This window comes from Corynebacterium zhongnanshanii, assembly GCF_014490575.1.
GTDB lineage: Bacteria > Actinomycetota > Actinomycetes > Mycobacteriales > Mycobacteriaceae > Corynebacterium > Corynebacterium zhongnanshanii.
On record NZ_CP061033.1, the window covers coordinates 190,119 to 213,126 of the forward strand.

16 protein-coding genes are annotated in these 23,008 nt (G+C 61.2%); 10 read left to right on the top strand and 6 right to left on the bottom strand.

Going from position 1 to position 23,008, the window contains the following annotated elements; genetic code table 11:
* The first annotated feature begins 239 nt into the window (after nucleotides 1-239).
* The gene (locus IAU67_RS00845; RefSeq protein WP_151842655.1) at nucleotides 240-1,460 is read left to right on the top strand and encodes an acyltransferase family protein; all 1,221 of its coding nucleotides are present in this window, start codon (nucleotides 240-242) and stop codon (nucleotides 1,458-1,460) included.
* 7 nt (nucleotides 1,461-1,467) lie between these two features.
* On the opposite strand, the gene IAU67_RS00850 is transcribed toward IAU67_RS00845, so the two are convergent.
* From IAU67_RS00850 to IAU67_RS00860, 3 genes are all read right to left on the bottom strand, one after another.
* Nucleotides 1,468-5,076, bottom strand: coding sequence for an alpha-(1->3)-arabinofuranosyltransferase domain-containing protein (locus IAU67_RS00850; protein WP_151842654.1), 3,609 nt, complete (start codon nucleotides 5,074-5,076; stop codon nucleotides 1,468-1,470).
* Nucleotides 5,077-5,097: 21 nt separating this feature from the next.
* Nucleotides 5,098-5,286 (bottom strand): DUF2613 domain-containing protein, encoded by a 189-nt coding sequence (locus IAU67_RS00855; protein WP_151844729.1) that lies wholly within the window; start codon nucleotides 5,284-5,286, stop codon nucleotides 5,098-5,100.
* 200 nt (nucleotides 5,287-5,486) lie between these two features.
* Nucleotides 5,487-6,002, bottom strand: a complete 516-nt coding sequence (locus tag IAU67_RS00860) for a universal stress protein (RefSeq protein WP_151842652.1) — start codon at nucleotides 6,000-6,002, stop codon at nucleotides 5,487-5,489.
* A gap of 18 nt (nucleotides 6,003-6,020) precedes the next feature.
* Here IAU67_RS00860 and IAU67_RS00865 point away from each other — a divergent pair, with 18 nt between their 5' ends.
* Complete coding sequence (locus IAU67_RS00865; protein ID WP_151842651.1) at nucleotides 6,021-7,238, top strand: glycoside hydrolase family 3 N-terminal domain-containing protein; 1,218 nt, start codon at nucleotides 6,021-6,023, stop codon at nucleotides 7,236-7,238.
* A gap of 66 nt (nucleotides 7,239-7,304) precedes the next feature.
* The gene (locus IAU67_RS00870; RefSeq protein ID WP_151842650.1) at nucleotides 7,305-9,164 is read left to right on the top strand and encodes a VanW family protein; all 1,860 of its coding nucleotides are present in this window, start codon (nucleotides 7,305-7,307) and stop codon (nucleotides 9,162-9,164) included.
* Nucleotides 9,165-9,275: 111 nt separating this feature from the next.
* Here the strand turns inward: IAU67_RS00870 and IAU67_RS00875 are convergent, their stop codons facing one another.
* Together IAU67_RS00875 and IAU67_RS00880 are read right to left on the bottom strand one after the other, a co-directional pair.
* Nucleotides 9,276-9,716, bottom strand: a complete 441-nt coding sequence (locus tag IAU67_RS00875) for a hypothetical protein (protein WP_151842649.1) — start codon at nucleotides 9,714-9,716, stop codon at nucleotides 9,276-9,278.
* 64 nt (nucleotides 9,717-9,780) lie between these two features.
* The gene (locus IAU67_RS00880; RefSeq protein WP_151842648.1) at nucleotides 9,781-10,587 is read right to left on the bottom strand and encodes a prolipoprotein diacylglyceryl transferase; all 807 of its coding nucleotides are present in this window, start codon (nucleotides 10,585-10,587) and stop codon (nucleotides 9,781-9,783) included.
* Between the two features lie 547 nt (nucleotides 10,588-11,134).
* On the opposite strand from IAU67_RS00880, the gene wecB reads away from it, so the two are divergent.
* The 7 genes from wecB to IAU67_RS00915 all read left to right on the top strand — a co-directional run bounded on the left by wecB (nucleotide 11,135) and on the right by IAU67_RS00915 (nucleotide 20,992).
* The gene (gene wecB, locus IAU67_RS00885; RefSeq protein WP_151842647.1) at nucleotides 11,135-12,304 is read left to right on the top strand and encodes a non-hydrolyzing UDP-N-acetylglucosamine 2-epimerase; all 1,170 of its coding nucleotides are present in this window, start codon (nucleotides 11,135-11,137) and stop codon (nucleotides 12,302-12,304) included.
* A 103-nt stretch (nucleotides 12,305-12,407) separates the two neighbouring features.
* Nucleotides 12,408-13,655 carry a UDP-N-acetyl-D-mannosamine dehydrogenase gene (wecC, locus tag IAU67_RS00890; RefSeq protein ID WP_151842646.1) on the top strand — a complete coding sequence of 416 codons (1,248 nt, stop codon included), beginning with the start codon at nucleotides 12,408-12,410 and terminating at the stop codon, nucleotides 13,653-13,655.
* Nucleotides 13,656-13,757: 102 nt separating this feature from the next.
* Complete coding sequence (locus IAU67_RS00895) at nucleotides 13,758-15,011, top strand: glycosyltransferase family 4 protein (RefSeq protein WP_225723545.1); 1,254 nt, start codon at nucleotides 13,758-13,760, stop codon at nucleotides 15,009-15,011.
* Nucleotides 15,012-16,595 carry a glycosyltransferase gene (locus tag IAU67_RS00900; protein WP_151842644.1) on the top strand — a complete coding sequence of 528 codons (1,584 nt, stop codon included), beginning with the start codon at nucleotides 15,012-15,014 and terminating at the stop codon, nucleotides 16,593-16,595.
* 35 nt (nucleotides 16,596-16,630) lie between these two features.
* The gene (locus tag IAU67_RS00905) at nucleotides 16,631-18,061 is read left to right on the top strand and encodes a glycosyltransferase family 4 protein (protein WP_151842643.1); all 1,431 of its coding nucleotides are present in this window, start codon (nucleotides 16,631-16,633) and stop codon (nucleotides 18,059-18,061) included.
* Between the two features lie 45 nt (nucleotides 18,062-18,106).
* A complete protein-coding gene (locus IAU67_RS00910) occupies nucleotides 18,107-18,931 on the top strand; it encodes a hypothetical protein (RefSeq protein ID WP_151842642.1) in 825 nt (274 codons plus the stop codon).
* A gap of 30 nt (nucleotides 18,932-18,961) precedes the next feature.
* Nucleotides 18,962-20,992: a glycosyltransferase family 2 protein gene (locus tag IAU67_RS00915; protein ID WP_151842641.1), complete on the top strand. Its 2,031-nt coding sequence runs from the start codon at nucleotides 18,962-18,964 to the stop codon at nucleotides 20,990-20,992.
* 60 nt (nucleotides 20,993-21,052) lie between these two features.
* Here the strand turns inward: IAU67_RS00915 and IAU67_RS00920 are convergent, their stop codons facing one another.
* Nucleotides 21,053-22,984, bottom strand: coding sequence for a hypothetical protein (locus IAU67_RS00920; RefSeq protein ID WP_151842640.1), 1,932 nt, complete (start codon nucleotides 22,982-22,984; stop codon nucleotides 21,053-21,055).
* Between the last annotated feature and the right edge of the window lie 24 nt (nucleotides 22,985-23,008).

Here is a 23,008-nt window from a genome sequence, read left to right on the forward strand (position 1 = left end):
CTTCTTAAGAATGCTTCAAAGGTAAGCGGCGACCGTAGTGAACGGGCTGTGAGAGCATCGCCCGGGGAGAATCACGTGGGAGTCACTCTCCGGCGCTCGTCCGGTGCTCTTACGATCTCAACTCATAGTCTTCACTCGCATTGATCATACTTTAGCCATACAAAGTAAGGCCTTGTGGTGGTTTTCGCAAAATCCGCCAAATTTTTTGAAAATTTTTCGCTACGATAACGCTCATCACTATGAACACAGCACCCTCTCACCCCGAAGCCAACCCGGCGGCATCATCGGTTGCACAATCATCGACGCAATCGGCAGAGCCATCGGCAGCACGCAGCCGCACACCGTTTCTGCCCGCGCTGGAGGGGCTGCGAGCCATTGCCTGCTGCGGCATCATCATCACCCACGTGGCTTTCCAGACCGGTGCCGACCACGGCTCCCTCATTAACCGCATGATGGCCCGCACAGACTTCTTCGTGCCGGTGTTCTTCGCCTTGAGCGGATTCTTGCTGTGGCGCCGCCACCACGCAGATTTTTCCCTCCCCACGAACTCCCGCCACGCGTGGACGTGGGCCGGGTACTACGTCAAGCGCGTGGGGCGCATCATGCCCGCCTGTCTGGCGATGGTGGTGATCGTGCTGTTGCTGTTCCCCGTGGCCGAAAACCCGGGGTGGAAGCAGGTGCTGGCGAACCTCACGCTCACGCAGATCTACGTGTCCGGAGGGTTGGTCGGCGGACTGACGCACTTGTGGAGCCTGTGTGTCGAGATGGCGTTCTACCTGGTACTGCCCGTGGTGGCGCTGCTGTACGGCCGGCGATCCCCGCGCCAGCGCATTGCCATCATCCTGCTGGTGGGACTCATCAGCTTCGGCTGGGCCTTCATCCCTGCGTTCGCTGAGCCCCCAGGGCCGGGGGAGCTGAACCCCCACGTGATGCCCCCGGCGTTCACCGCCTGGTTCGGGGTGGGAATGCTGGGAGCGGAGCTGGAAAAGCTGAAAGCGCACGGGGGTCTGGGTCGGATCACGCCCGCGCTGCCGGTCATCTTCGGACGCTTCAGGGCCGTGTGGTGGCTGGTGGCCCTGGGCGCGCTGGCCGTGGCGGCCAGCGACGGGCCGGAGGGACTCACCCATGCGGGGCCCGGCGAGTTTGCCCGCCGCACGCTCTACGGGCTGGTGTTCGCCGCAGCACTCCTGCTGCCGTACGTGCTGGAACCGCGGTCGCGCTTTTTGGAATCCAGCGTGATGCAGGCGCTGGGCCGCTGGTCCTACTCCATTTTCTTGTGGCACATGAGCCTGCTGTCCCTGGTGTTCCCCCTGTTGGGCATCGGGCTGTTCAGCGGTCACACCGCGCTGGTGCTGGTGGCAACGTTCGTGCTGACGGTTCCCGTGGCCGCACTGAGTTTCTCCCTGGTGGAGGAGCCGGCGCGCCGGGCCATCAATGAGTGGTGGCGTTCGCTCAAGTGACGCGGCCTCACCTGCGTGTGCGCAGCCGCGCACGCAGGTAGGCGGCATAGGGCACCGCCAGCGCCACCAGCAGCGCGCCGGAGACGAACCAGGAATCGCCGGCGTAGCTGGCGGATCCCCACGGGCCGCGCGCCGCACCGATCACGGCAACGGCGGACGCCGCACCGAACACGGCAGGCGCAACCTTGGCCTTCACGTCCGCGGCCGATGCCGAATCGCTGGTCGCCACGGTCTCCGCTGCATGATCATCGTCGTCGACGCCCGCGGCTGCGCCACCGTCGTTCAGCGCGCTCGCACCCGTGCGCCCGCCGGTCCGCGTCCTCCACAGCACCAGCAGCCACACCGCCACCAGCACCACGGCGCCCGCAAAACCGGCCACCAGCCAGGCGTGATAGGTGGACGTGGGCGCGAAGCTCACACTGATCGGGCCGCTCACGCCCGCGGGAATGATCCAGCCCTGCTGCCAGCCGTTGACCACCAGGGGCTTCAGGCGGATCTCCCCACCGGAACCTTCAGAACCGGAGCCGTTACCGTGCGCCACTGCCTCACGACCAGGGTTCGCCTGCGACGGCAACCACAGCACCCGCTCCGTGCCCGCAGCCTCGCCGCCCGGCATGTCGAGCTGAACCGAGCCTGCCTCCCCAGTGCTGAACGTATCCGCCGCGATCGTGGCCGCGGCCGGCGCCTCGCTCACCGCCGCCGCGTACAGCGGCTCCGCGACCGTGAGGGCCACCCACGTGGCCAAGGAGGATAGTGTGTGCGTCCCCGGCGTGAGGGTGAATGTGTCCCCACAGATGTAGGTCTTCGGCGCCGCACCTGAACCGTCGGAACCGTCCGCATCTCCGCTGGTCACTGTCACGCCCGCGACCGTCCGCGCCCGGTCCGCGCTCAGTCGCCCCTCGGCCTGATCCGCGCAGCGATCCGTATGCACCACCACCGGGACCTCCCGATCCACCGTGAACTGTCGCGTCATGACTCCCTCGTTGAGCTCCTGCCCAACGATCCACCGATTCACCGTCCTTGCCGTACTCGACGCCGCCCGCACCGCGACCACACGGCGTGGCGTGATGTCCTCATCGTCGTTGGAACGCACGGAGGCCTCCGCAATGCCGAAGCTGCCGAAGGAACTGAGGATCGTCACGCGGATCCGGTCGGCCTCGGCGGCCGGAACCTCCACATCCACGGGATCCTTCGAGTTCACCAACGTGGTGGTGGATGCGACCACCCGCTCGCCCAGGTACGTGGTGACCTGCAGCTTCGCACCGCGCCCCTGGCCCGTGAGGCTAAGCCCCAAGCGGGAGTAGGGCTTGTTCAGGCTGAACTCCAGCCACTGACCACTGGAGACCCCGGGTGCGGGATACCAGGCGGTGCGGGGCTGGCCATCCACCGCTGCTGACACAGCAGCGGTGGTGTCCGCCCCGCCAAAACTGGAGGGCTCATCGCCCGCAGAGCTGGCGCGCACATGCCCGCCGGTCTCCTGGATCTGGGTGAAGGAATCTTCCGGGAGCGGCCTGTCAGCCTGCTCTTCCTGGAGCCATTCGGGGCTGCGCACAGGGTAGTCCCGCACCGGGTTCAACAGCTTCGTGGCATCGTCGGCAGCCCGGACGGCGGAGTCTGCGTTGTTTACATTTCCATAGTTGTGGTCGCGCAGCGCAGGGGTGTCCGTCACCGTCTCAGGAGAGGCTTCGGGGTTGAAGATACGCGGCCGCGGCGCGGCGTCGGCGCGGCGGCCCAGGGCGGCGTCGGCCTCGGATAGCCTGGTCGCAGCCTCGGGTGCGGCCGCTACGTTCTCCATCTTTTCCCGTGGCGACCAGCGTGGCAGACCAGATTTCGCCACCTGCACAGGCGAGCCCGTGGCGAAGATCCGGATCTGGCGATCATCGCCGAACTCCGCCACCGAACGGAAACCGCCACTGCGCTCCAGCGTGCGCAGGATCTGCGCCGAACCCGGCGTATCCGCAGCCGCTGTGAGATCACCACGCAGCAGCAGATAGCCCACGCCCTGAGACCGCAACGTTGCAGCTAGTGTGGGGATCGAACGCCCAGAGCTTAGGGCCTCGTTGATCCCATCCAGCCCGCGAATCGCCTCCGGCTGCACCAGCGGCACCGAATCTCGCACCGCCCACGGAACATCCAGCAGAGGCTGCGCCGGTTCATCGCGCGTATTTCCCCACGTCTGGCGGCCAAAGCGAGCCTCGGGAAGAATCAACGTCCGCGGAGCCACCGCCGCAGGCTGCGTCACCTCACCGTGCAGGAAATTCGCAGCCTCCTGCCAATAGCCGGGCACCGCCCGGTACGCATCCGCCGCCGCCAAGCGCAAGGACCACGCCGGTGCCGTCACCACAGCCAACAGCAGGCACACCGCCACACCCTGGACCACAGAGCGGTTCTTCTCCGGGTGCTTCACCTTCTGAGCATCCCAGCGGAACACCACCGACCGCAGCGCATACGCCACACCCACCACCACAGGCAGGCGCACCAACGGATCGAACTTATGCAGATTGCGCAGCGCCGCCCCGGAGGCATCCAGGAAACTCTGGAACTCGGACGACCAGGGGCTCAGCGGACTATACGCACTGATCATCACCGCGCAGCCCAGCAGCAACACCACCAAAAGCCGCCCCGTGAATGCTACGCGCGCCCGCGCCATCCCGCGCAGACCCCACAGGCCAATCAAGGCCACCAGGAGAGTGCCGACGATGAACACCGGCTCCGCCACCAGCGCCGAGCCGGCGATGCGCTCGTTACTTAAGAACGGAGTCCAGCTGGTGGTCCCGCGCAGAACCTCCAACGGGTTCAACCACCGCGTGGTCAGCGAGGCCGACTCAATGAAATCGGTAAACGCCGGGGAATAGCGGCCCAGAATCAACAGGGGGCCCACCCACCAGAACACCGCCAACACCCCAGCGGGGATCCAGGTGGCGAGGAAGACGAAGGCTGGGCGTCGGGAAAAATCGGAGGAACGGCGGGAACGGGCGAAGGAACGCGGGCGGGACAGCAACCACGCAGCACAGAACACCACCGCAGGCAGGACCGCAACGGCCGTGGCCACCGCATTGACCGCCCCCATCGCCAACACCGCCACAGCGCTGGACAACGCCATGCGCACACTCGTGGCCCGCGAGTTAGCAATCGTGGCACACACCACCGGAATCAACACCCACGGGGCCAGGGCCATCACCCACGCCTCGGAGGAAATCGCCCCCACCGTGGTCAGGATGCGAGGGGACAGGGCGTACAAAACACCCGCGATGATCCGGGACGTGGTGGACGTGCAGAAACCAGCGCGACCCCACACCTCAAGAAGGCGGACCACCCCGGCAAACGCCACAAACAGAAGAAGCGCCCACCACAGGCGCTGGGCCACCCACCCCGGAACACCCAGGCTGGAGAGCACAGCAAAAAACAGGCCATGCGGGAACAGGTAGCCGTAAGCCTGATTCTGCAGCTGGCCCAGCGGAAACACATCCGTCCACGGGCTCAGCGCCTGATGGAGAAAGCCCCAGGGGTTTGCCGTGAGATCATGCTTCGTATCGGCGCTCGTGAGCCCGGGGGACTGTAAAAAGGCAAGGAGGAGCCACGCGATAGCGCTGATGCACCACGCGCGGCGTGTCACAGTATGCAGTGAAGTGAGGGACTAGTTAGTCCGAGCACCGTACTGAACGGAGCCCAGGAACGCGGAGTCCTGGGACACGGCAATGTCATTCTCGCTAGGAAGGGAGGTGGAATCCGCCTGGGAGCCTGCGACGAGCACCGCAGCGCCTCCCAAAATCACGCCAGCAACAGCGCCTGCGATTGCGGTTCCGGTGGAGCTCTTGGAAGCCATGTATGTAGTCCTGTTCCTTATAGATACACGTGACACGCCTCGGGGCGAGGCGTGCGGCACTCAATGAAGTTGTCTTGTGCAGACTCTAATACAACATTGTGACGGATGTGGCCGTTTTGCGCAAGAAAATTCTTGCGCGTTGCTGACGGGGTGCGTGGCCGCGTGTTCGGCCACGCGCGTGGGCGGCGGTTAGCCGCTCGCTATTCGTCCTCGTCCGCAGGTGGGACGATCAATACCGGGCGGCCCGAGTTCTTCACAATCGCATCCGCCACCGAAGACTGAAGCAAGGACTTCCAGCCAGTCAACGCGCGCGTACCCATCACAATCAGGTCCACATTTAGCTCATCGGCCGAATCCACAATCGCGGACCAAATAGCGCTGCCGGACTCCACCAAGAACGGCTCCACTGCGAAACCGGCCTGGCGAGCCAACGTCACGCCCTCATCGCAGATGCTGGTGGCCTCCTTAAACGCTGGATCCTCCTCCACAGCTTCGGTGGTGGACAGATCCGCCTGCATCAGGCCACCCACGCCCGCCGCGCGTGCGGCCTGGCGATGAATCGGCTCCCACACCGTCAAGATGTAGGCATTCTTCGCAGACAGGAAGCGGCCCGCGTTGCCGATGGCGCGACGGGACTGATCGCTGCCATCAAAGGCGATCAGGACAGTGTCTGCATCCGGATTAAAATGTGTTGGTGTTTCCTGCTTGTTGCTCATGTCTATTACGTTAGTAGTATGCGCCCACGTTTTGCTGTTGTTTTATCGACTGTGTTAGCTAGTTCCGCACTTGTGCTGTCGAGCTGCTCCTCCTCCGATGATGATGCCGCCACATCCCGAGACGGAAACGCCAACGCATCGAACACCGCCGCTGCGACCCCTTTTCCTCCCGCGGACCCCGGCACCATCGAGGATGTCGCCAATCGCGCCGCCGGAAAAATGATCGCCACCCCCATCACGGACTGGGACTCCGCAGTCGCTGCGGTGGACGCCGGTGTGCGCCACCTGTTCGTTGGCACCGGCTCGGACTTCTCCATCCTCAACGGCCAGGGCTCCCCAGAGAAGTCCATCGCCGCGCTGCAGGAACGCGCCGGCGAATCGCTGACCGTCTCCGTGGATGAGGAAGGCGGAATCGTCCAACGCCTGGCCGACATCGTCGGCGAACTTCCCAGCGCACAAGAGATGGCAGAAAAGCACTCCGCCGACGAGGTGCGCAACATGATGCGCACCCACGGCGAAAAGATCAAAAAGCTCGGCATCACCGTGGACTTCGCCCCCGTGGTAGACCTCGCCAGCGGAGCTTCCGCAGAAGAAAACGCCATCGGCTCCCGATCCTTCAGCGCAGACCCCGCCGTGGTGGTAGAGTACGCCCGCGCCTACGCCGAAGGCCTCCAGCAAGCCGGCATCACCCCGGTCATCAAGCACTTCCCAGGCCACGGCCACGCCACCGGCGACTCCCACAAGGGCAGCGTCACCGTTCCACCCCTGCCGCAGCTCGAACAGCAGGACCTCGTCCCCTTCGCCCAACTCGTGAGCATCCCGGGTGTGCAGGTGATGGTCGGCCACATGCTCGTCCCGGAGCTCGGCACCCCAGAAGAACAGCAGCTCCCGGCCTCCATCAACCCGGCGGTCTACCACCTGCTGCGCACCGGCGGCTACTCCGCGGCAGCCGGAAGTCCCGCGCCCCGCTTCGGCGGCCTCATCATCACGGACGACTTGTCCGGTATGGCGGCCGTGGCAGACAGCTACTCCCCCGAAGAATCCACAGTAGCTGCACTGGTTGCTGGAGCCGATCAGGCGCTGGCCGCGTCGGGGGAAGTCAACGTTGCGCAGGTGGTGGACGCGGTGCGCGCGGCGATTATCGACGGTCGGATTAGCCGCGAGCACGCCCAAGCAGCCATCGATCGCTCCGCCGAGCAGGCCGCCAATAACTCCGGCGACAACCCCGCGCGCTAGGCCCACACGCGCCAGTTCGCGGCGAAGGTTCCACCGAAACATGCTGCGGACGGTACACTTTTCTGTGTGAAAAACCAACACCCCGTGAAACCTCGTCATAGGCGCCGTCAGAAGCAACGCCGCATTCCGCTGTGGATTTGGGGCCTGCTGCTGCTCACCGGCCTGGGCGGGGTGGTCTACGGAGTGGACTACGCCATGAGCGAGGGGCAACTGCCCCGCGGCGTGACCGTCGGCGGTGTGGAGATCGGCGGAATGAGCCCTAACCAGGCGGAACAGCGCCTGCGCAACGAGCTCGGCGAGAGCGTGCGCAAGCCCGTCACCATCGAAGCCGGCACGCTCACCAGCGTGATCGAACCCACCCAATCCGGGCTGCAGGTCAACTGGCCCGGCACGGTGGATCAGGCCGGACAGCAGCCGCTGAACCCGATTACGCGCCTGACGAGCTTCTGGAAGAAGCGGGAGGTGGGCATTGTTTCTTCTTTCAACGACGCCAACCTGGACCGAAGCATCTTACGCGTGGAACGTGAACTCGACCGCCCCGCTGAAAATGCTGCGCTGGCGGTGGACGATCGAGGCAAGGCGGACATTAAGAACGACATCCCAGGTCAACACGTGGACCGGGCGGTGTTGCGTGAAGGCATCGAGCGCCAGTGGCTCAACAAGACGCGCACCGTGAAGGTGGACGCGGACGTTATTAATGCGGCCATCCGTGTAGACGCGGCCAAGGCTCTGGCGAAGGATATCGTGGAGCCGGCGACCTCCGGGCCGCTGACGTTCAAGGGACGGGACAACGTCACCGCTGAGATTCGCCCCGAGGACATGGGCAAGATCCTCACGTTCCCCGAGGAGGGCGATACCTTGAGGGTGGACTGGAACATGGACGCGGCGAAGGACATCCTTCAGCCGCAGCTGGCCTCCACCGAGGTGGAGTTCCGCAACGCGAACTTCCGGATTTCCGGCAATGATGTGACGGTGATTCCGCACTCCGATGGAGTGTCCATCAAGTGGGATCAGACTTTGGAGGATTTCCAGGGCAAGGCACTGAACAAGAAAGAGCGCGAGCACGAGGTCTTCTACGAGGACAAGAAGGCAACCTACACCACGGAGCAGGCGAAGAACGCGCGCTTCGACGACGTGATGGGCGAGTTCACCACCGGCGGCTTCAGTAGCGCTAGCGGAGTGAATATTCGACGCGTGGCGGAGATGGTCGACGGAGCCATCGTCCTGCCCGGCGAGACCTTCAGCCTGAACGGGCACACCGGCCCTCGCGGAGAGGCTCAGGGCTTCGTGAAGTCCGGCATCATCCTCAACGGCAAGGCCGACGAGGCCGTGGGCGGCGGCATCTCTCAGTTCGCCACCACCCTGTACAACGCCTCCTACTTTGCCGGCATGGACGACGTGGCCCACAAGCCGCACAGCTACTACATCTCCCGCTACCCCGAGGGACGTGAGGCGACCGTGTACGAAGGCGCGATTGACCTGAAGTTCAAGAACCCGTTCAACACGCCGGCACGCATTGTCGCTACGACCACCAGCAACTCCGTGACCGTGAAGCTGATGGGTGTGAAGCACGTGAACGTGGAGTCCATCACCGGCCCACGGACCAACCCCACCCAGCCGCAGGTCCGCCAGGGGAGTGGTGACAAGTGCATCCCATCCTCCGGCGCCCCAGGGTTTACCGTGACGGATACGCGCGTGGTGAAGGATCTGTCCGGCAAGGAGCTGCGCAGGAATACCACCACCACGAAGTACGACCCGAACCCGATCGTGCGCTGCGGCGGCGGGGGCAGGGGCGACGCTGGCGCTGGTGCCGGAGGGGGTGCCGCCGGTGGAGGTGCTGGTGGTGCTCGGGATGATGCTCCCGCGCCGGGCGGCGCTGGCGGCGGGGCGCTTGCGGTGCCAGATCTGAGGGATTTGGGGCTGTAGGGCTCGTCCCGGGGTTGTGAAGATAAGCGACAGGCCGGACGCTCCTGGGGAGGAGCGCCCGGCCTGTGGGCTTAGTGGGCTGTGAGCTGGTGGCTCACGCGCGCTGCACGCTTAGCGAGGAACAAAAACGTTCAGCACGGAAGCGACGGCAGCGATGAAAGCGCTGGCAGCGCCGAAGCGGAAGAGCTCAGCCCAACGAGGGGTGTGCTCAGGCTCGGAGGAACCGAAGAACTCGTAGCCGGTGATCTCCTGGTCAGCCTCCAGCTGGTGGCCAATCTTGGTGAAGAGGCCTCCGAAGTAGGTTGGGTCGCCTGGGCGGGCGCCACCCTTGGTCTTCTTCTCGGTCTGCTTCTCAGCAGTCTTAGGGGCCTGTGGAGCCTGGTCGTTCTGGTCTGCAGCTGGCTGCTGTGCCTCACCAAGCTGGGATGCAGCTGGCTGGTTGGCGGCTGGCTGGTTGGCGGCTGCCTCGTCGGCAGCAGCGAAGGAGGTACCAGCGCATGCCATGGTGGCAGCGGTGGCTACAGCAACGGTTGCAGTGCGAAGCTTCTTCATAGTGGGGAGCCTTTCAGGGGGAAAGATGCTGGGGAGCGGAGGGGGGTAGGGAGAACCGTGGGGCTTAGCGCCAGACGACGTCTGGAACCTTCACGATCACGTCACGCCACACGATGTCGAAACCGGAAGCGGCTGGGCCCTGAGCCTGTGGCAAGGTTGGGATAGCCAGACCCTCCAGCTTGATCTCCTTGAAGTTCACCTGTGGCAGCTGAACGGAAGGAAGGGTGATGGTCTCAGGGAACTTGATCTCCGGCAGGTTCACCTCAGGCAGGTTGATCTGCTGAGCCTGAACCTGGCTTGCCAGAGTTGCAGCAGACAGAACAACCAGGCTAGCGATAGCGGAGCCGAAGACCAGCTGTGCCCACACTGGAATGTCCTCGCGGTCCTCAGCGTCCTTGCCGGTCAGGTCGAAGCCGAAGCGGTGGTCGCCGGAGCCCCAGTTACCGGTGGAGAATCCGAACAGAGACTGGCCCTTCACTGGCTTATCCAGCTCCAGGGAACCCAGTGGGTCGAAGGAGTCCTTCTTCGGTGCTGGCGTCTTGTCGCCAGGCTTCTGCTCGGAGTCAGCCTTCTCGTTGTCCTTGTCACCCTTTTCGGGGGTGTTGTTGTCGGAGGTCTTGCCCTCAGACTCCTTGTTGTCAGCCTCCTTCGAGTCTGCCTTCTCCTCGGAATCCTTGTCCTCGGAGGCGTTGTTTTCGGCGTTCTCGTCGGCCTTCTCAGAAGCGTTGTCCTCAGCAGCTGGTGCGGTCTGCTCGGTGGTGGATGGGGTGCTCTCGGTGTCCTGGGTGTCGGCTACGGCGACGGCGGAACCGGCAAAAGCAATGGAAGACGCAGTGGTTACAGCGAGTGCAATCGTGCGGAACGTGCGCATTGTGAATACCTTTCAGTATTTCAGGTCGAAAAGACATGTCAGAAGATTGGAGAGGCGAGGGAACCACCCACCCGAAGCTATCTTTAGCCTAACGAATGGTAAGTATGCCCTAACGCCAAGTGAGTGTACACTAAGTTGTGAAAGTATTTCTACTTAGGTTTCTCGGTTAACGGAGGCGGTACAGATCAATTTGTTTCCCTACGCTATCAAGTAACAGATGTGGAAACGATTTGTCCCACAACACTATTAATAGTGTCCGTGTATGACCGGTGGGTTTTGCGGAGATTAATTCTAAGTTAACGGGCAAGCAGGGGGTTGTAATCTGCAACGGGTTTCATGTAAACATACATCTAAGCTACTGATTGAACGGAGAATGTTGACTTAGGAAACGATAATTAATACCGTGCGAAAACGCAGCTCGTGCAACTTAGTACTAAGTAAAGCGATGTGCGAACGGCATAATTATCCTCCTAAGCAAAAATATCCTACGAAACGCAATCGTTGTGTCGCTGAACTGAAGAAAATCCACGAGGCTTGAGGAGAAATAATGTCACGGCCGAAGGTGATGACGGTGTACGGAACTCGTCCTGAGGCAATCAAAGTCGCTCCGCTCATTAAGGAGCTGGAGCGGGACGAGAGGTTCGAGTCCATTGCTGTTTCCACTGGTCAGCACAAGGAAATGCTCGAACAGGTCAACACCATGTTTGGCATTACGCCCACGGTGGACCTGCAACTCATGAAGCAGGGGCAGGGCCTCAATGAACTGGTGTCCCGCGCTATTGCCGGGCTTGATTCGGTCATTGATGAATACAATCCAGACGTTATCGTTTCTCAAGGCGATACTTCCACTGCCGCCGCTGCCGCTATCGCTGGTTTCCACCGCGACGTGAAAATTGTTCACCTGGAAGCGGGCCTGCGCACCGGCGATATTCTGTCCCCATTCCCTGAAGAAGCCAACCGTAAAATTATCGGTCAGGTAGCATCCCTGCACCTCGCCCCAACTGCCGGCGCGAAAGAGAACCTGTGCATTGAAAACATCGATTCCCGTGGCATAGTGGTCACCGGAAATACGGTCATCGACGCACTTTTGGAAGCAGCAAGCTGGAACACTCGTTTTGAGGATCCGGCATTGGCGGAGGCGGCGTCGGGGAATCGGCGAATGGTCGTGGTGACCACGCACCGGCGTGAAAACCTGGACGCAATGAAGGAAATCGGCGGCGCGGTACAGGACCTGGCGATCATTTACCCCGACGTTCAATTCGTCCTGCCGCTGCACCTGAACCCGCTGGTGCGCTCCGCGGTGCTGCCGGAGGTGGAGTCCCTCGGCAACGTGCTCATCACCGATCCGCTGCCGTATGACCAGTTCACGAAGCTGCTGAACCGCGCCGACGTGATCCTGACGGACTCCGGCGGGGTACAGGAGGAGGCGCCGTCCCTGGGCAAGCCCGTGCTGGTGATGCGCAACAACACCGAGCGCCCCGAAGCCGTGGACGCCGGCACGGTCAAGCTGGTGGGCACGGACCGCAAGCTGATCGTCGCCGAATCCCGCCTGCTGCTGGATGACGATGATGCCTACGACGCCATGGCCAATGCGGTGAATCCGTATGGTGATGGGTTCGGCGCCCCACGTGCTGTCGCGGCGATCGCGGAGCTTCTGGGCGTGGGCGAGCGGCTGGCGGACTTCAGCGTGAAGAACGAGTCCCGGGTGCTGCTCTAACACCCCCCGGGGCGCGGTCGGGTGCTCGTTTCACGCGATCGGAATACATAACAAGATAGAACAGTCTTAAAAATACCGTTTTACCTGCACAAAAGGAATAACAATGCAACAATTTGAGTCAGTATGTGTGGTTGGGCTCGGATACATCGGCCTTCCCACTGCAGCGTTCATCGCCTCGAAAAACATCAAAGTGACGGGCGTGGACGTCAACCCCACCTTCGTGGAATCCATTAATCGGGGCGAGGTTCCTTTCGTGGAGCCGGGCTTTGATGAGCTGCTGGAGAAGGTCGTGTCCGAGGGCTATTTGGTGGCCCAGTCCGAGCAGATTGAGGCGGACGCCTACATTGTCTGCGTGCCTACGCCTTTTAAGGACAATCACGAGGTTGATCCGAAGTACATCAATTCCGCGGCGGAAGCTATGGCGCCCCACCTGAAGCCGGGTGCGCTGGTGGTGCTGGAATCCACCTCCCCTCCAGGAACCACCCGTGCCATGGCGGACACTCTGCTGAATTTGCGCCCCGATCTGTCCCTGGATGAGGGCGCGGACAATGCCATTTTCGTGGCGCACTGCCCGGAGCGCGTTCTACCTGGACAAATCATGGAGGAGATGGAGAATAACGACCGCGTTATTGGCGGCCTCACTCCTCGCGCAACGCAGATGGCCTGCGACCTCTACGGCACTTTCTGCACCGCTGAATTGCTGCAGACGGACGCAACCACCGCAGAAATGGCGAAGCTGACGGAAAACTCCTTCCGGGACATCAACATTGCGTTCGCCAATGAGTTGTCCCTGATTAGCGATCGCCTGGGAATTGATGTGTGGGAGCTGATCGAGTTGGCGAACCACCACCCTCGCGTGAACATTTTGCAACCAGGGCCGGGCGTCGGAGGACATTGCATTGCGGTGGACCCATGGTTCATTGTGTCGTCGGTGCCGGAGGAGGCAAAGCTCATTCGCTTGGCCCGTGAAGTCAATGATGCCAAGCCGGAGTGGGTATTGGGCAAGGTCAATAAGGCGCTGGAATCCCTGGAAAAGCCAGTCGTTGCGGCGCTGGGAATTGCGTTTAAGAACGATATTGATGACCTTCGCGAGTCGCCGTCCTTGGATATTGTGCGCACGCTCGCCGAGGACAATCCGGGTTACGACCTGCGCGTGGTTGAGCCAAATATCGACGCCCTGCCTCACTCCTTGGCAGCATTCGACAATGTTCAACTGCAATCCGTGGAGGACGCAGTTGCAGCCGCGGATGTGGTGTTGTTGCTGGTGAACCACAAGGAGTTTATTGAGCTGGGCCGCTCCACCTTGGACGGCAAGACGGTGATCGACACGAAGGGAATCTGGCGTAAATAGCGCGCTTGTGCCCCTTGTTCGCGGTGCGCTGTGCCGCCTTGGTGAGGAGAAGAAGCCCTGAAGATCTTAGTGCTCTCGCAGTTGTGGTACCCAGAAAATGGTGTGCCACAACGGCGTTGGTCATGGCTCAGTAAGATTCTTACGGACGCCGGCGGGCACGAGGTGGTGGTGATTACGCCACCGCCGATGCAGGAACAAGCCTCCTCCTTTAAGGATTATGCGCGGCAACTCCGCAGTGCGAGCCACCACAATTCACCGAAGGGTGAACGCGGCATTGGTGGAGAGCTGATTATCCGTAGTGGCTATTTCCCCAATGGCGATTCCCTCACCGCGAAAATTGCGCACCAGGCGGCCGGGGCATTGTCCACCGTGTGGACCGTGTTTCGGTATCGGCAGTGCCTGCGGGATGTTGATCTGATTATCGGCACGGTTCCCGCACTACCCACCGCAGCGCTGGCCGCGGTTATTGCGCGATACATGAAGGTGCCCTTTGTAATTGACCTGAGGGATGCCTGGCCAGACCTGTTGGCGTATGCCGATAAATGGAACAAATCTTTGGGAAAGACGTCCCTGCGCGAGCGCGTGTTGAGGAAAGGGCCATTGCCCGCGGTGGTGAACATGACCCGGCAGGTGCTATCCACGGTGCTGGATAAGGCCGATGGGATTATCGTGACCTCGGAGAACTTTCGTGAGCGTTTGCTGTACACATTGGACGACAAGTCCACACCCCGCAATGTGCTGACGATCCGGAATGTCTTTCCCCCGGAATCACACGACACGGGAGCCATTGCGCCAGCTGAAAAACAGCGCGGTTTACATGTGCTCTACGCTGGTACGCTGGGGCGGGCACAGAACCTAGAAAACGCGCTGAAGGCTGCGGCACTGGTTCGTAACGCTGGGTATGACATCCATCTGACTTTTGTGGGCGCCGGGGCTGCGAAAAAACGCCTCCATGAAATTGCCCGGCAAGAAGGAATTGAGGCCGAGTTTCTGCGCCGCCGCCCGGCAGATTCCCTCAATGATTTGTATAGCTGGGCCGATACCGCGCTGGTTCACCTGACGGACTGGGAACCACTGGAATGGACCGTGCCGTCCAAGACCTACGAGCTCATGGAAGTGGGAGTACACATTTCCGGTGTGGTCAGCGGCGAAGGTGGACACCTCATTGAGCAGCTGGGTGCGGGACATGTGGTGGAACCCGAAAACCCCGAGGCGTTGGCGGCTTTATGGATCAAGCTCATCAATAACCCGAGCTTGCTGACCCCTTCGGACAAGGGACAGCGCTGGGTGAAGCGGTTGAGGGAAGAATCCGTGCCCGATGACGTGCTTAGCTTCCTTAATCGGGTGGTGGCGTAAATGAACACCCTGGGAATTACGCTGCAGCGAGCCGCATGCGTGTGTAGTTTTTCGCTGCATCATCTGCTGACCGAGCCGCGCAGTTTTGTGCAGAAGATTGCGCAGCGCTTCGACCGTACTGCACCCTGGATGCAGCGCCTGGCTGCTCCCGGACAGTCTGTGTATATTGACGGCCAGCTCTACGTGAATAACGCGGGAACCTGGGAGCGGAGAGCATCAATGATGCACGAAGGAATTGGCCGGGTTGTTACGCGCCTTGTTAATGGGGGTGAGGCGGCTGAGCGAGAGGCGGCGTCGATTATAGAAAGCCCCACAGCGCACCAGAATGCGGGGCGCGGCGCCACCGTGGCGTATGTTCTCACCAATTCACTGCCGTTTACCCAGTCGGGGTATTCGCTGCGGTCCCGGGCGATCATGGACATGTACGAACGCATGGGAATGCGCGTGCGGGGAATTACTCGGCTGGGATATCCGCTGGTTATCGGGCATCTCCGTTTTCCCATTGACGATGCGCGTCATAATATGACCCGATTGGTGGGGTGGCGCTATCCCTGGACCGAGCGGAAACGGGCCGACTATGCCGCGGAATTGCTGGTGGAAAAAGCGCGGGACATGCAAGCCACCGTGCTTCACACCACAACGCCATATGCCAATGCGCAGGTGGTGTCCCGTGCCGCGCGGCAGCTAGGGATCCCGTGGATCTATGAAATGCGGGGGCTTGCACAGGACACGTGGTTGTCACGGATGCCGGCAGAGCTGGCTGAGGTGGCTGCAGGCTCGGAGCAGTATGCCCACGCCTGGGAACAGGAAGTGGACGCCGCCCGCAAGGCCGCGGCCGTGGTGTGCATCAGCCAGGTAATCAAGAACATGCTGGTCGCGGCGGGTGTGGACGAGGAGAAGATCTTCGTGCTCCCCAACGGAGTGGAGGAGCAGTGGCTGCAGCGGAGCTATGATGTGGCGGCGCTGCGGCTGGAGCTGGGGTGGGAGCCCGAGCGCGAGGACGCGGTCTACATCGGCGTGATCAGCGCGCTGGTGGGCTACGAGGGCATTGATCTGTTGATCGAAGCAATGCAGCAGGTGCGTAAAAATATTCGCCTGGTCATCGTGGGCGATGGGGAAGAATATCACCGCCTTGTGGACCAGGTGGAGGCCTTGAAACTGCAGGACCGCATTCGTTTTTATGGGCGTGTGCCTCATGAGGAGGTGTGGAAATATTATGCGGCACTTGATGCCTTGATCATCCCACGCAGAGATGAAAGAGTCACACGGGCAGTGCCACCCATGAAGCCGTTGATGGCCATGGCGTGTGATAAAGCAATCATTGCCAGCGATCTTCCGGCGCTCAAGGAGATCACAGGTGGTCGAGCGGTATATGTGGAACCGGGGAATACCGCGGCATTGGCTCAGGCAATTGATGACGTACAATGCTTCCGGCATAATGCGGGGTCGCGCCATTCCGTGAGGCCACGCGATTCCACGGGGTCTCGCGATTCCACCGGGTTACATTCCGTGGCCGCGGACAATACGTGGCAGCGGCACGAAAAACTTCTCAGTACAGTATATGAATTTTTAGGACAAGAATAGTGTTACAGCCACAAAAGGAAAGCGCGCAGAGCGCGATGATTAAAGACTTATGGGACCAGGGCGATTTTGAGTCCATCGTGGCCTTGGATCACGAGGAACTGAACGATCCGAAAGATCGCACCCTGTATAAGGAAGCTCAGGCGGCCGTGGAGCTGATTACCCTGTCTCAGCGGTACTCTTCGGAGGAGATTACGGATAAGGGTGGTATTCGCCTCCAGAGCCGCACCAAGGTTGTCACCATTTTGCACTCGTCCCTGCCGAACCACATTGGTGGCTACACCGGGCGCGCCCAGGGACTGCTGAAGGGCCTGCAGGGAAACGGCCTGACCGTTATTGGTTACACGCGACCAGGCTTTATTCAGGAGCGGGTGGATAAGCGCGCCCGTCCGCCATACGAGGACGACGTGGTCGATGGCGTGCGCTACCGTCACCTGTCCACGGACTTTCCCCGCAAGAGGGGCGAGTTCCGCTACATGCTGGACTGCGTCTCTAAGTACTTAGAGGTCTTTGAGCGCGAGCAGCCGAATGTGGTGCACGTGCGGTCCACGTATCTGATTGCGCTGCCGGCGTTGATTGCAGCACATCAGCTGGGGTTGCCGGTGCTGTATGAAATCTCTGGCCTGTGGGAGCTGGTATTCCAGGGCCGCGGGGCATATGGAAAGGCCAACCGGATTGCGCGCATGGAGGATGCCACGGTGGCGTCTGCCGATTGCGTGGTCTCCATGAACCACTCCATGGCCAACCTGCTGAAGGAACGCAACGAGAAGTCCGTGGAGATCGGCCTTGTCCCCAATGCCGTGGATGCCACCCGCTTTAGCCTGGTTCCTCCGCTGGATGAGGTGGAGACCTTCAATTACGACATCGGCTATGTGGGCTCCCTGGTGGATTACGAGGGCCTGGACGTGTTGCTGCACGCCATTCACGAGCTGAAGAAGAAGGGCAAGACCGTCACCGCGAAAATCGTAGGTGGTGGCAAGGAGGAAAAGTTCCTGCGCAAGCTGGCCCATGATCTGGGGATCGACGACCAGGTCAATCTCGCAGGAAAGGTTCCCGCCAGCCAGGCCGTGTACCAATTTAACGACGTCAAAATGGTGTGCCTGCCCCGAAAGTCCACCCCGGCCACTGAGTGCGTCACGCCACTGAAACCGTTCGAGGCGATGGCCGCCGGCCGCCCGCTGCTGGTCTCCAGCGTCTCGGCGCTTAGCGAACTGGCGCAGGGCGGAAGGATCGCGCGTGTGTTCCAGGAGCAGGATCCGGAGTCCCTCGCCCGGGAGATTGAATATCTCCTCGACGACGCCGACGTGCAGCGCACCATGGTCAAGAATGCTCAGCAGACCATTGCGGAGGAATACAGCTGGAGTCTTGTGTCCGAGAGGATGAAAAACTCCCTGCTCAGCATCGCGGCACCGGCGAAGAAGCTGCCGCTGCTGCGTAGGCAGGACGCTGGAAACCTCATTTCCCTCTAAGACCCCATCAGTTCCCTTGTAAGAACAACATTCAGGCGAAGGATAATGGCACAAGATCACGACAAGAAACCACGGACAGGTAGGCGCTGGAAGCTGAGCCTGCTGCTCATTCTTATTGCGGTGGGATACGGTGTGGCCGTGGCCCTTATTTTCCACCACTACACGGTGCTGATCCTGGCACTCACGGCACTGCCGCTCATCATGATTTACAACGAGGCCTCCATTCAGGCCGTGAGTCGATTGACGCGGGATATTCGCAAAACCGAGAAGCGCGTGGAGCGGACCAAAGCGCAGCTCACCCGGTTCGAGCGTCAATTCAATCAGGAACTGGGCCGCTCCGAGGATCAGATTCCGGCGTTGGTCTCCAGCGGTGCGGGAAGTGTGAACTCGGAGGATAAGCCCTCCTTGGATGTGGTGCACGTGGCCGAGTTCCTGCGAGGCGGCGCGCTGCATCACGGCGAGGATAGCGCCCAAATTCTGAAAGACAAGACTCTGTCACATCTGATTGATTTCCTCTCGCCGGATGCGATTTACGCCCGTCAGTCGTTGCTGGATACTCCGAGCAATTTCGATGCGTCGGAGTTTGATTCCGTGAAGGAGCTGAACTCTACGCTGAAGAATAGCTCCGGAACGGGCCTGGTCATTGACCGCGAGTCCAACTTCAATTCGGATTATTACGACCTCCGGGAGCTGGCGTTGGATGGCCGTATTGTGGTGGCGCTGGTGCAGGATGGCGCCTCGGAAGAGCTGGAGGAAGACGAAGGCATTTCCCATTTCGTGGGCCTGGTGGATATGCCAGTGTTGCCGCTGCAGGTGGGCGTGCGGACGCTGTATCCGAGCGCTCGGCTTGAGGCGGAGCCTGAGGATTAATTCGCACGTGACCACAACAGGTGAGCACAGGTGAGCACGTCTACTATTTGCGGCATTCATGTGGGGAGCGAGGCTTTCCTGCGCAGTATTCATGCCGACCAGTGCTTGTCTCTGTGCCCTGACGACTTTTCCCTCGAGAATCTCCGAGCCGCTGGTAACGCGCACACTGATTCCGCCCACTATGTGCTGCTGGAACTTCACCCGCGGACTATTTCTCCCGACGTGCGGTCGTCCACGCGCGAAATGTTCCAGTGGTTCCGCGCGAATAACCCCAGAATCCGGATTATCCTGTGGCAGACTAGCGACAGCCTCGCCGTCGAAGAATGCGCCGACCTGCTCGAACTCGCGGGCATTCTGGTGACGGAACAAGATACTGCGAATTGCGCTCTCCCCGCCGACACTGCGCACACTCTGCGCGTAGAAACCGTCCAGTGCTTGCCTGAGGAATCCGCGCGCCCGTGGTTTATCTCCGATACCGGTGAGCTCTCAACACAGATCACCGGCCCAATTCCCGCTGTGGATAGGACTGCTGCGGCGCCTACGCTGACTGTGGCGGAGCGTTTCCTGGCCGATGCTGACTATATTCGGCGTGGTTTCCTGGTCCGTGACATATACGACGCCCAGCTGTTCAATTCATTACCCTCCCTCCTCTTTTCCGCTGATCTGTGTGACGGCCTGAATACTCCCGATACGCTGACTGATACTCAACGGGAGCTCCTGGGCATAGTGCTGCTGAATGCCTCCCTGCAGTGCATGAAGAATTATTCACGCCGGGGCCAACTCCGGCGTATTCTGTTCAGCGTTTTCCCGGAGGGGAACGTCGTGTGCACTGAGCCGTTTGAGTGCATTCAGCACGTGATTCAGGAGAGTTCAGCGCAGAACAACGCAGCCCAGCAGCGCGTGGTGTTTTCTCGTGAGCGCGCCGGCACCGTGGTGGATCGGGAGGTGTTCCACCTCTCCTCGCCCCAGCACGTGGAGCTCACCCCGAAACGCATCCAGGACCTGGTGCTACTCCTGCGTGCCAGTGGCCTTGATTCGATCACCCTCGACTGGGACAGCCTGGCGCGCCGCTTCCTCCTGCCGACCGAGTCCACCTCCACCGAGCTGAACCCCACCGAGCCGGAGCCGACCGAACCCGTGCCCGCCGCGCACACCCCCGCGCTCACACTCATCACACCGGTGTGTAACAACGCGGACTTCTACCTCGGCCGATGCCTCCTCAGCCTCCTGTGCCACAGCACCTGGGAGCGCTGGCAGATACTGATCGTCAACGATGGCAGCACCCCCAGCGATTCCCTTTCCGCCCTGGAGCGCCTGGCCCGCCTGGTGCCACAGATGGCCGTGCTCCGCGCGGGGGCAACGCCCAGCGGGTCCGCCTCCCGACCCAGAAATAGGGGAATCGACGCCGCGCGCGGCGACTTCGTCGCATTCCTAGATCCCGATAATGAGATCTCCTTCCGGGGATATGACCGCCTCCTGGAACGCGCGGGCGCGCTGCATCGAGAGTCGCGGCGCAGACAGCCAGACTTTCTGGTGGGCTACCAGCGGAAAATCGCCACCAACACCGTGGGCACGGACGGCTATTACGAAGGCCTGAAAGGCCGGTGCTTTGCTCTCTCCGCGCGGGCATTCCTGTGGCTTTTCACATTCCCCGTTATTCCCACGCAGTCCAGCCTGATATCACGCGCGCTGCTTCACCAGTCGGGATTCCGTTTTGTAGAAGGCGGCGTCGGTCAAGATAGTTTATTCGGGTGGCAGATCGCAGTGGCTGCGCGTCAGCGTGGGTGCGTCACGGATGCGTGGGTGAATTATTATGCGGAACGGGAAGGGTCGGTCACCAATGTGATCACGGCCGACTATTTCCGCAAGAGTCTGCTCCGGGAGAGACAGACTGTGCGGTGGCTTCGCGAGAAACGACTGTTCAGGCGGTATCGGGCAACGAAATACCGCCGATTTATGGGGGAGTGGTACGTCCCAAAACTGGCTCAGGTGCCCCACCAGGAGCGGCGGCACACGCTGGAATATATTCGCGAGATTGCGGATTTATACAACCACGGGTGATCCGTGCGGATCGCTGGGTAAGTGGACGGCCGGAGGACGGGGCGCGGTGGCACGCCGCCCTCATAAGCAGGGTCTAGTGGCGTTCACCCCCAGCTCCTGGTCCGCCTTCGTGGGGTAGGTGTCCCAGGCCAGCAGCTGTGTGCGGCTGACTCCGGTCCAGGCCGAGCCATTCTTTTTCGTGGAACGCACGCCCACGTCCACCTGCGCCCCGGGGGCCAGTCCGGTGAGCGTGAGCGTAAGCGGCTCGGGGTGTGTTCCAATGGGGTAGATTGCTAAATCCGTGCCGTCGACGCGCACAAAGTGGACGATATTGCTCACCGTTCGGCCCGGGTCATAGGGGTTGTGAATAGTGATGCATAGAGCCTCGTGATCGCTGCTGTGGTCGCTGCCCTGAATCCCACGGAAGAAAACCTCGCCGCCTTCGAATAATTCGTCCTCGCTGAGCTGGACAATATCCGGCAGGGTTTGGTGGATAGGCGCAGAATCACTGGCTTTATCCTTCCTGCGGTGCAGCGTGACATTCCCCGGTGTGCGAATCTCCTCTACATGGAATGGCTTGCCATTGACCGGGAAGCCAGCCAGTGCCGGGTAGGTGGATTCCACAATGCGCTTGGAAAACAGGTTCTTCTTCCGGTTGTAGAAGGAATGCGCCTGCGCCTTTTCAAAAACCTTGCGAATGGCCAGGGGATTGATCGGCAGGAATGCGCTGGTTTGGCTATTGATAGCCTCGGACTGGAAGCGTCCCGCGCGCAGCTCCATGTACAGCATGTTGGACACGGGGTAGCCGGAATCTAATACCGTGTCGTAGTCGTAGCGCTCCCACAGCTCGTGGGCCTGCTCGTCGGAGAGTGTGTAGCCGCGCCGGGATTCGGAAAAACCGGCCACAGCGCCCGTGATTTTCTTGAACACGGCGCTGCTTGGGATGGGGCGATTCGCGCTGACGTAGTAGTCACGGAAGCCCTCAAAGCCGGACCCCACGAAGCACAGGGAGGGCTGGCGGCCCAACGTGTTTTCATACAGGCCGCGGAAGAATGCCGCGTGCTGGCCATGGAAACTGCGGGAGAGGATGCTTTTCTCTTCCTCGGACAAGCCGAACTCGCCGGCATCCTCGATGGGCAGCGTGATGTGAGGGACGGAGAAAGCCTCGGCGATCTGCTGCGAAAAGCGTACGTCAATCTTGTAGGACCGGGCGGTGCTCCCGTCCTCCGGCGATGGGGGAGAGACACTGCCGTAGGTGACGAACGTGAGGTCCTTGGAGACGGACAGGGCTACCGCTGCGCACAGGCGCGTGTCGATGCCCGCGGTCAGCGCGCAGTGGGTTTTTAAAGGCTGCTGCAGCCAGTGCTTGACCGAGCGCTGGGCCAGCTGAATTGCGGAGTCCAGGGACTCCTGTGTGACGGCATCATCGATGCTCGTGCCCGCGTGAGGGTAGTAGCGCGTGAGGCGTCGCTGCTGGAGGTCGTAGACGAAGTTCGGTGGGAGCGCGGCGGCGCGTGCGTCCTCGGTTTCGTCCCATAGGCGATGCTGGCCCAGGCGCGTGATGGTGCCCTGCGTGCCCTCCCGCGTATCAATCTCCTCGGTGAGCAGCGGCAGGTGGGAGGAGAGGAGGAAGGACTCCCGGTGGATGTACACCGGCTGGGAGGCGAGCATGTCGTTGTACACATAGCCGCGCCCCTCAAGGAATACGACGCAGGCCCATCGTCCCACGGAGTAGTCCAGAAGCTGCTCGAAGCTGTCCTTGCTCTCCTGCAGCGCCTGGTAGGCATCCTCCGCGATGTCGCCGGAGGAATGATCGGCAGTATTGGCGCCGTGGCCTAGCCAGATAAGCCCGCAGTCAAAGTCACCTTTAATAGTGCACGGTTCGTCTTTTTGTTTATAAAGAAAAATCTCATCCCATACGTGTTCCGTGCTAAATCCCCTTAGTTCTAGATCAGAAATAGCTGCGGGGCGATCTGTGAGCAGGAAACCGTAAGGATAAAGACGAACTGCCATGCGTTCATCCTACGTTAAGAGCCT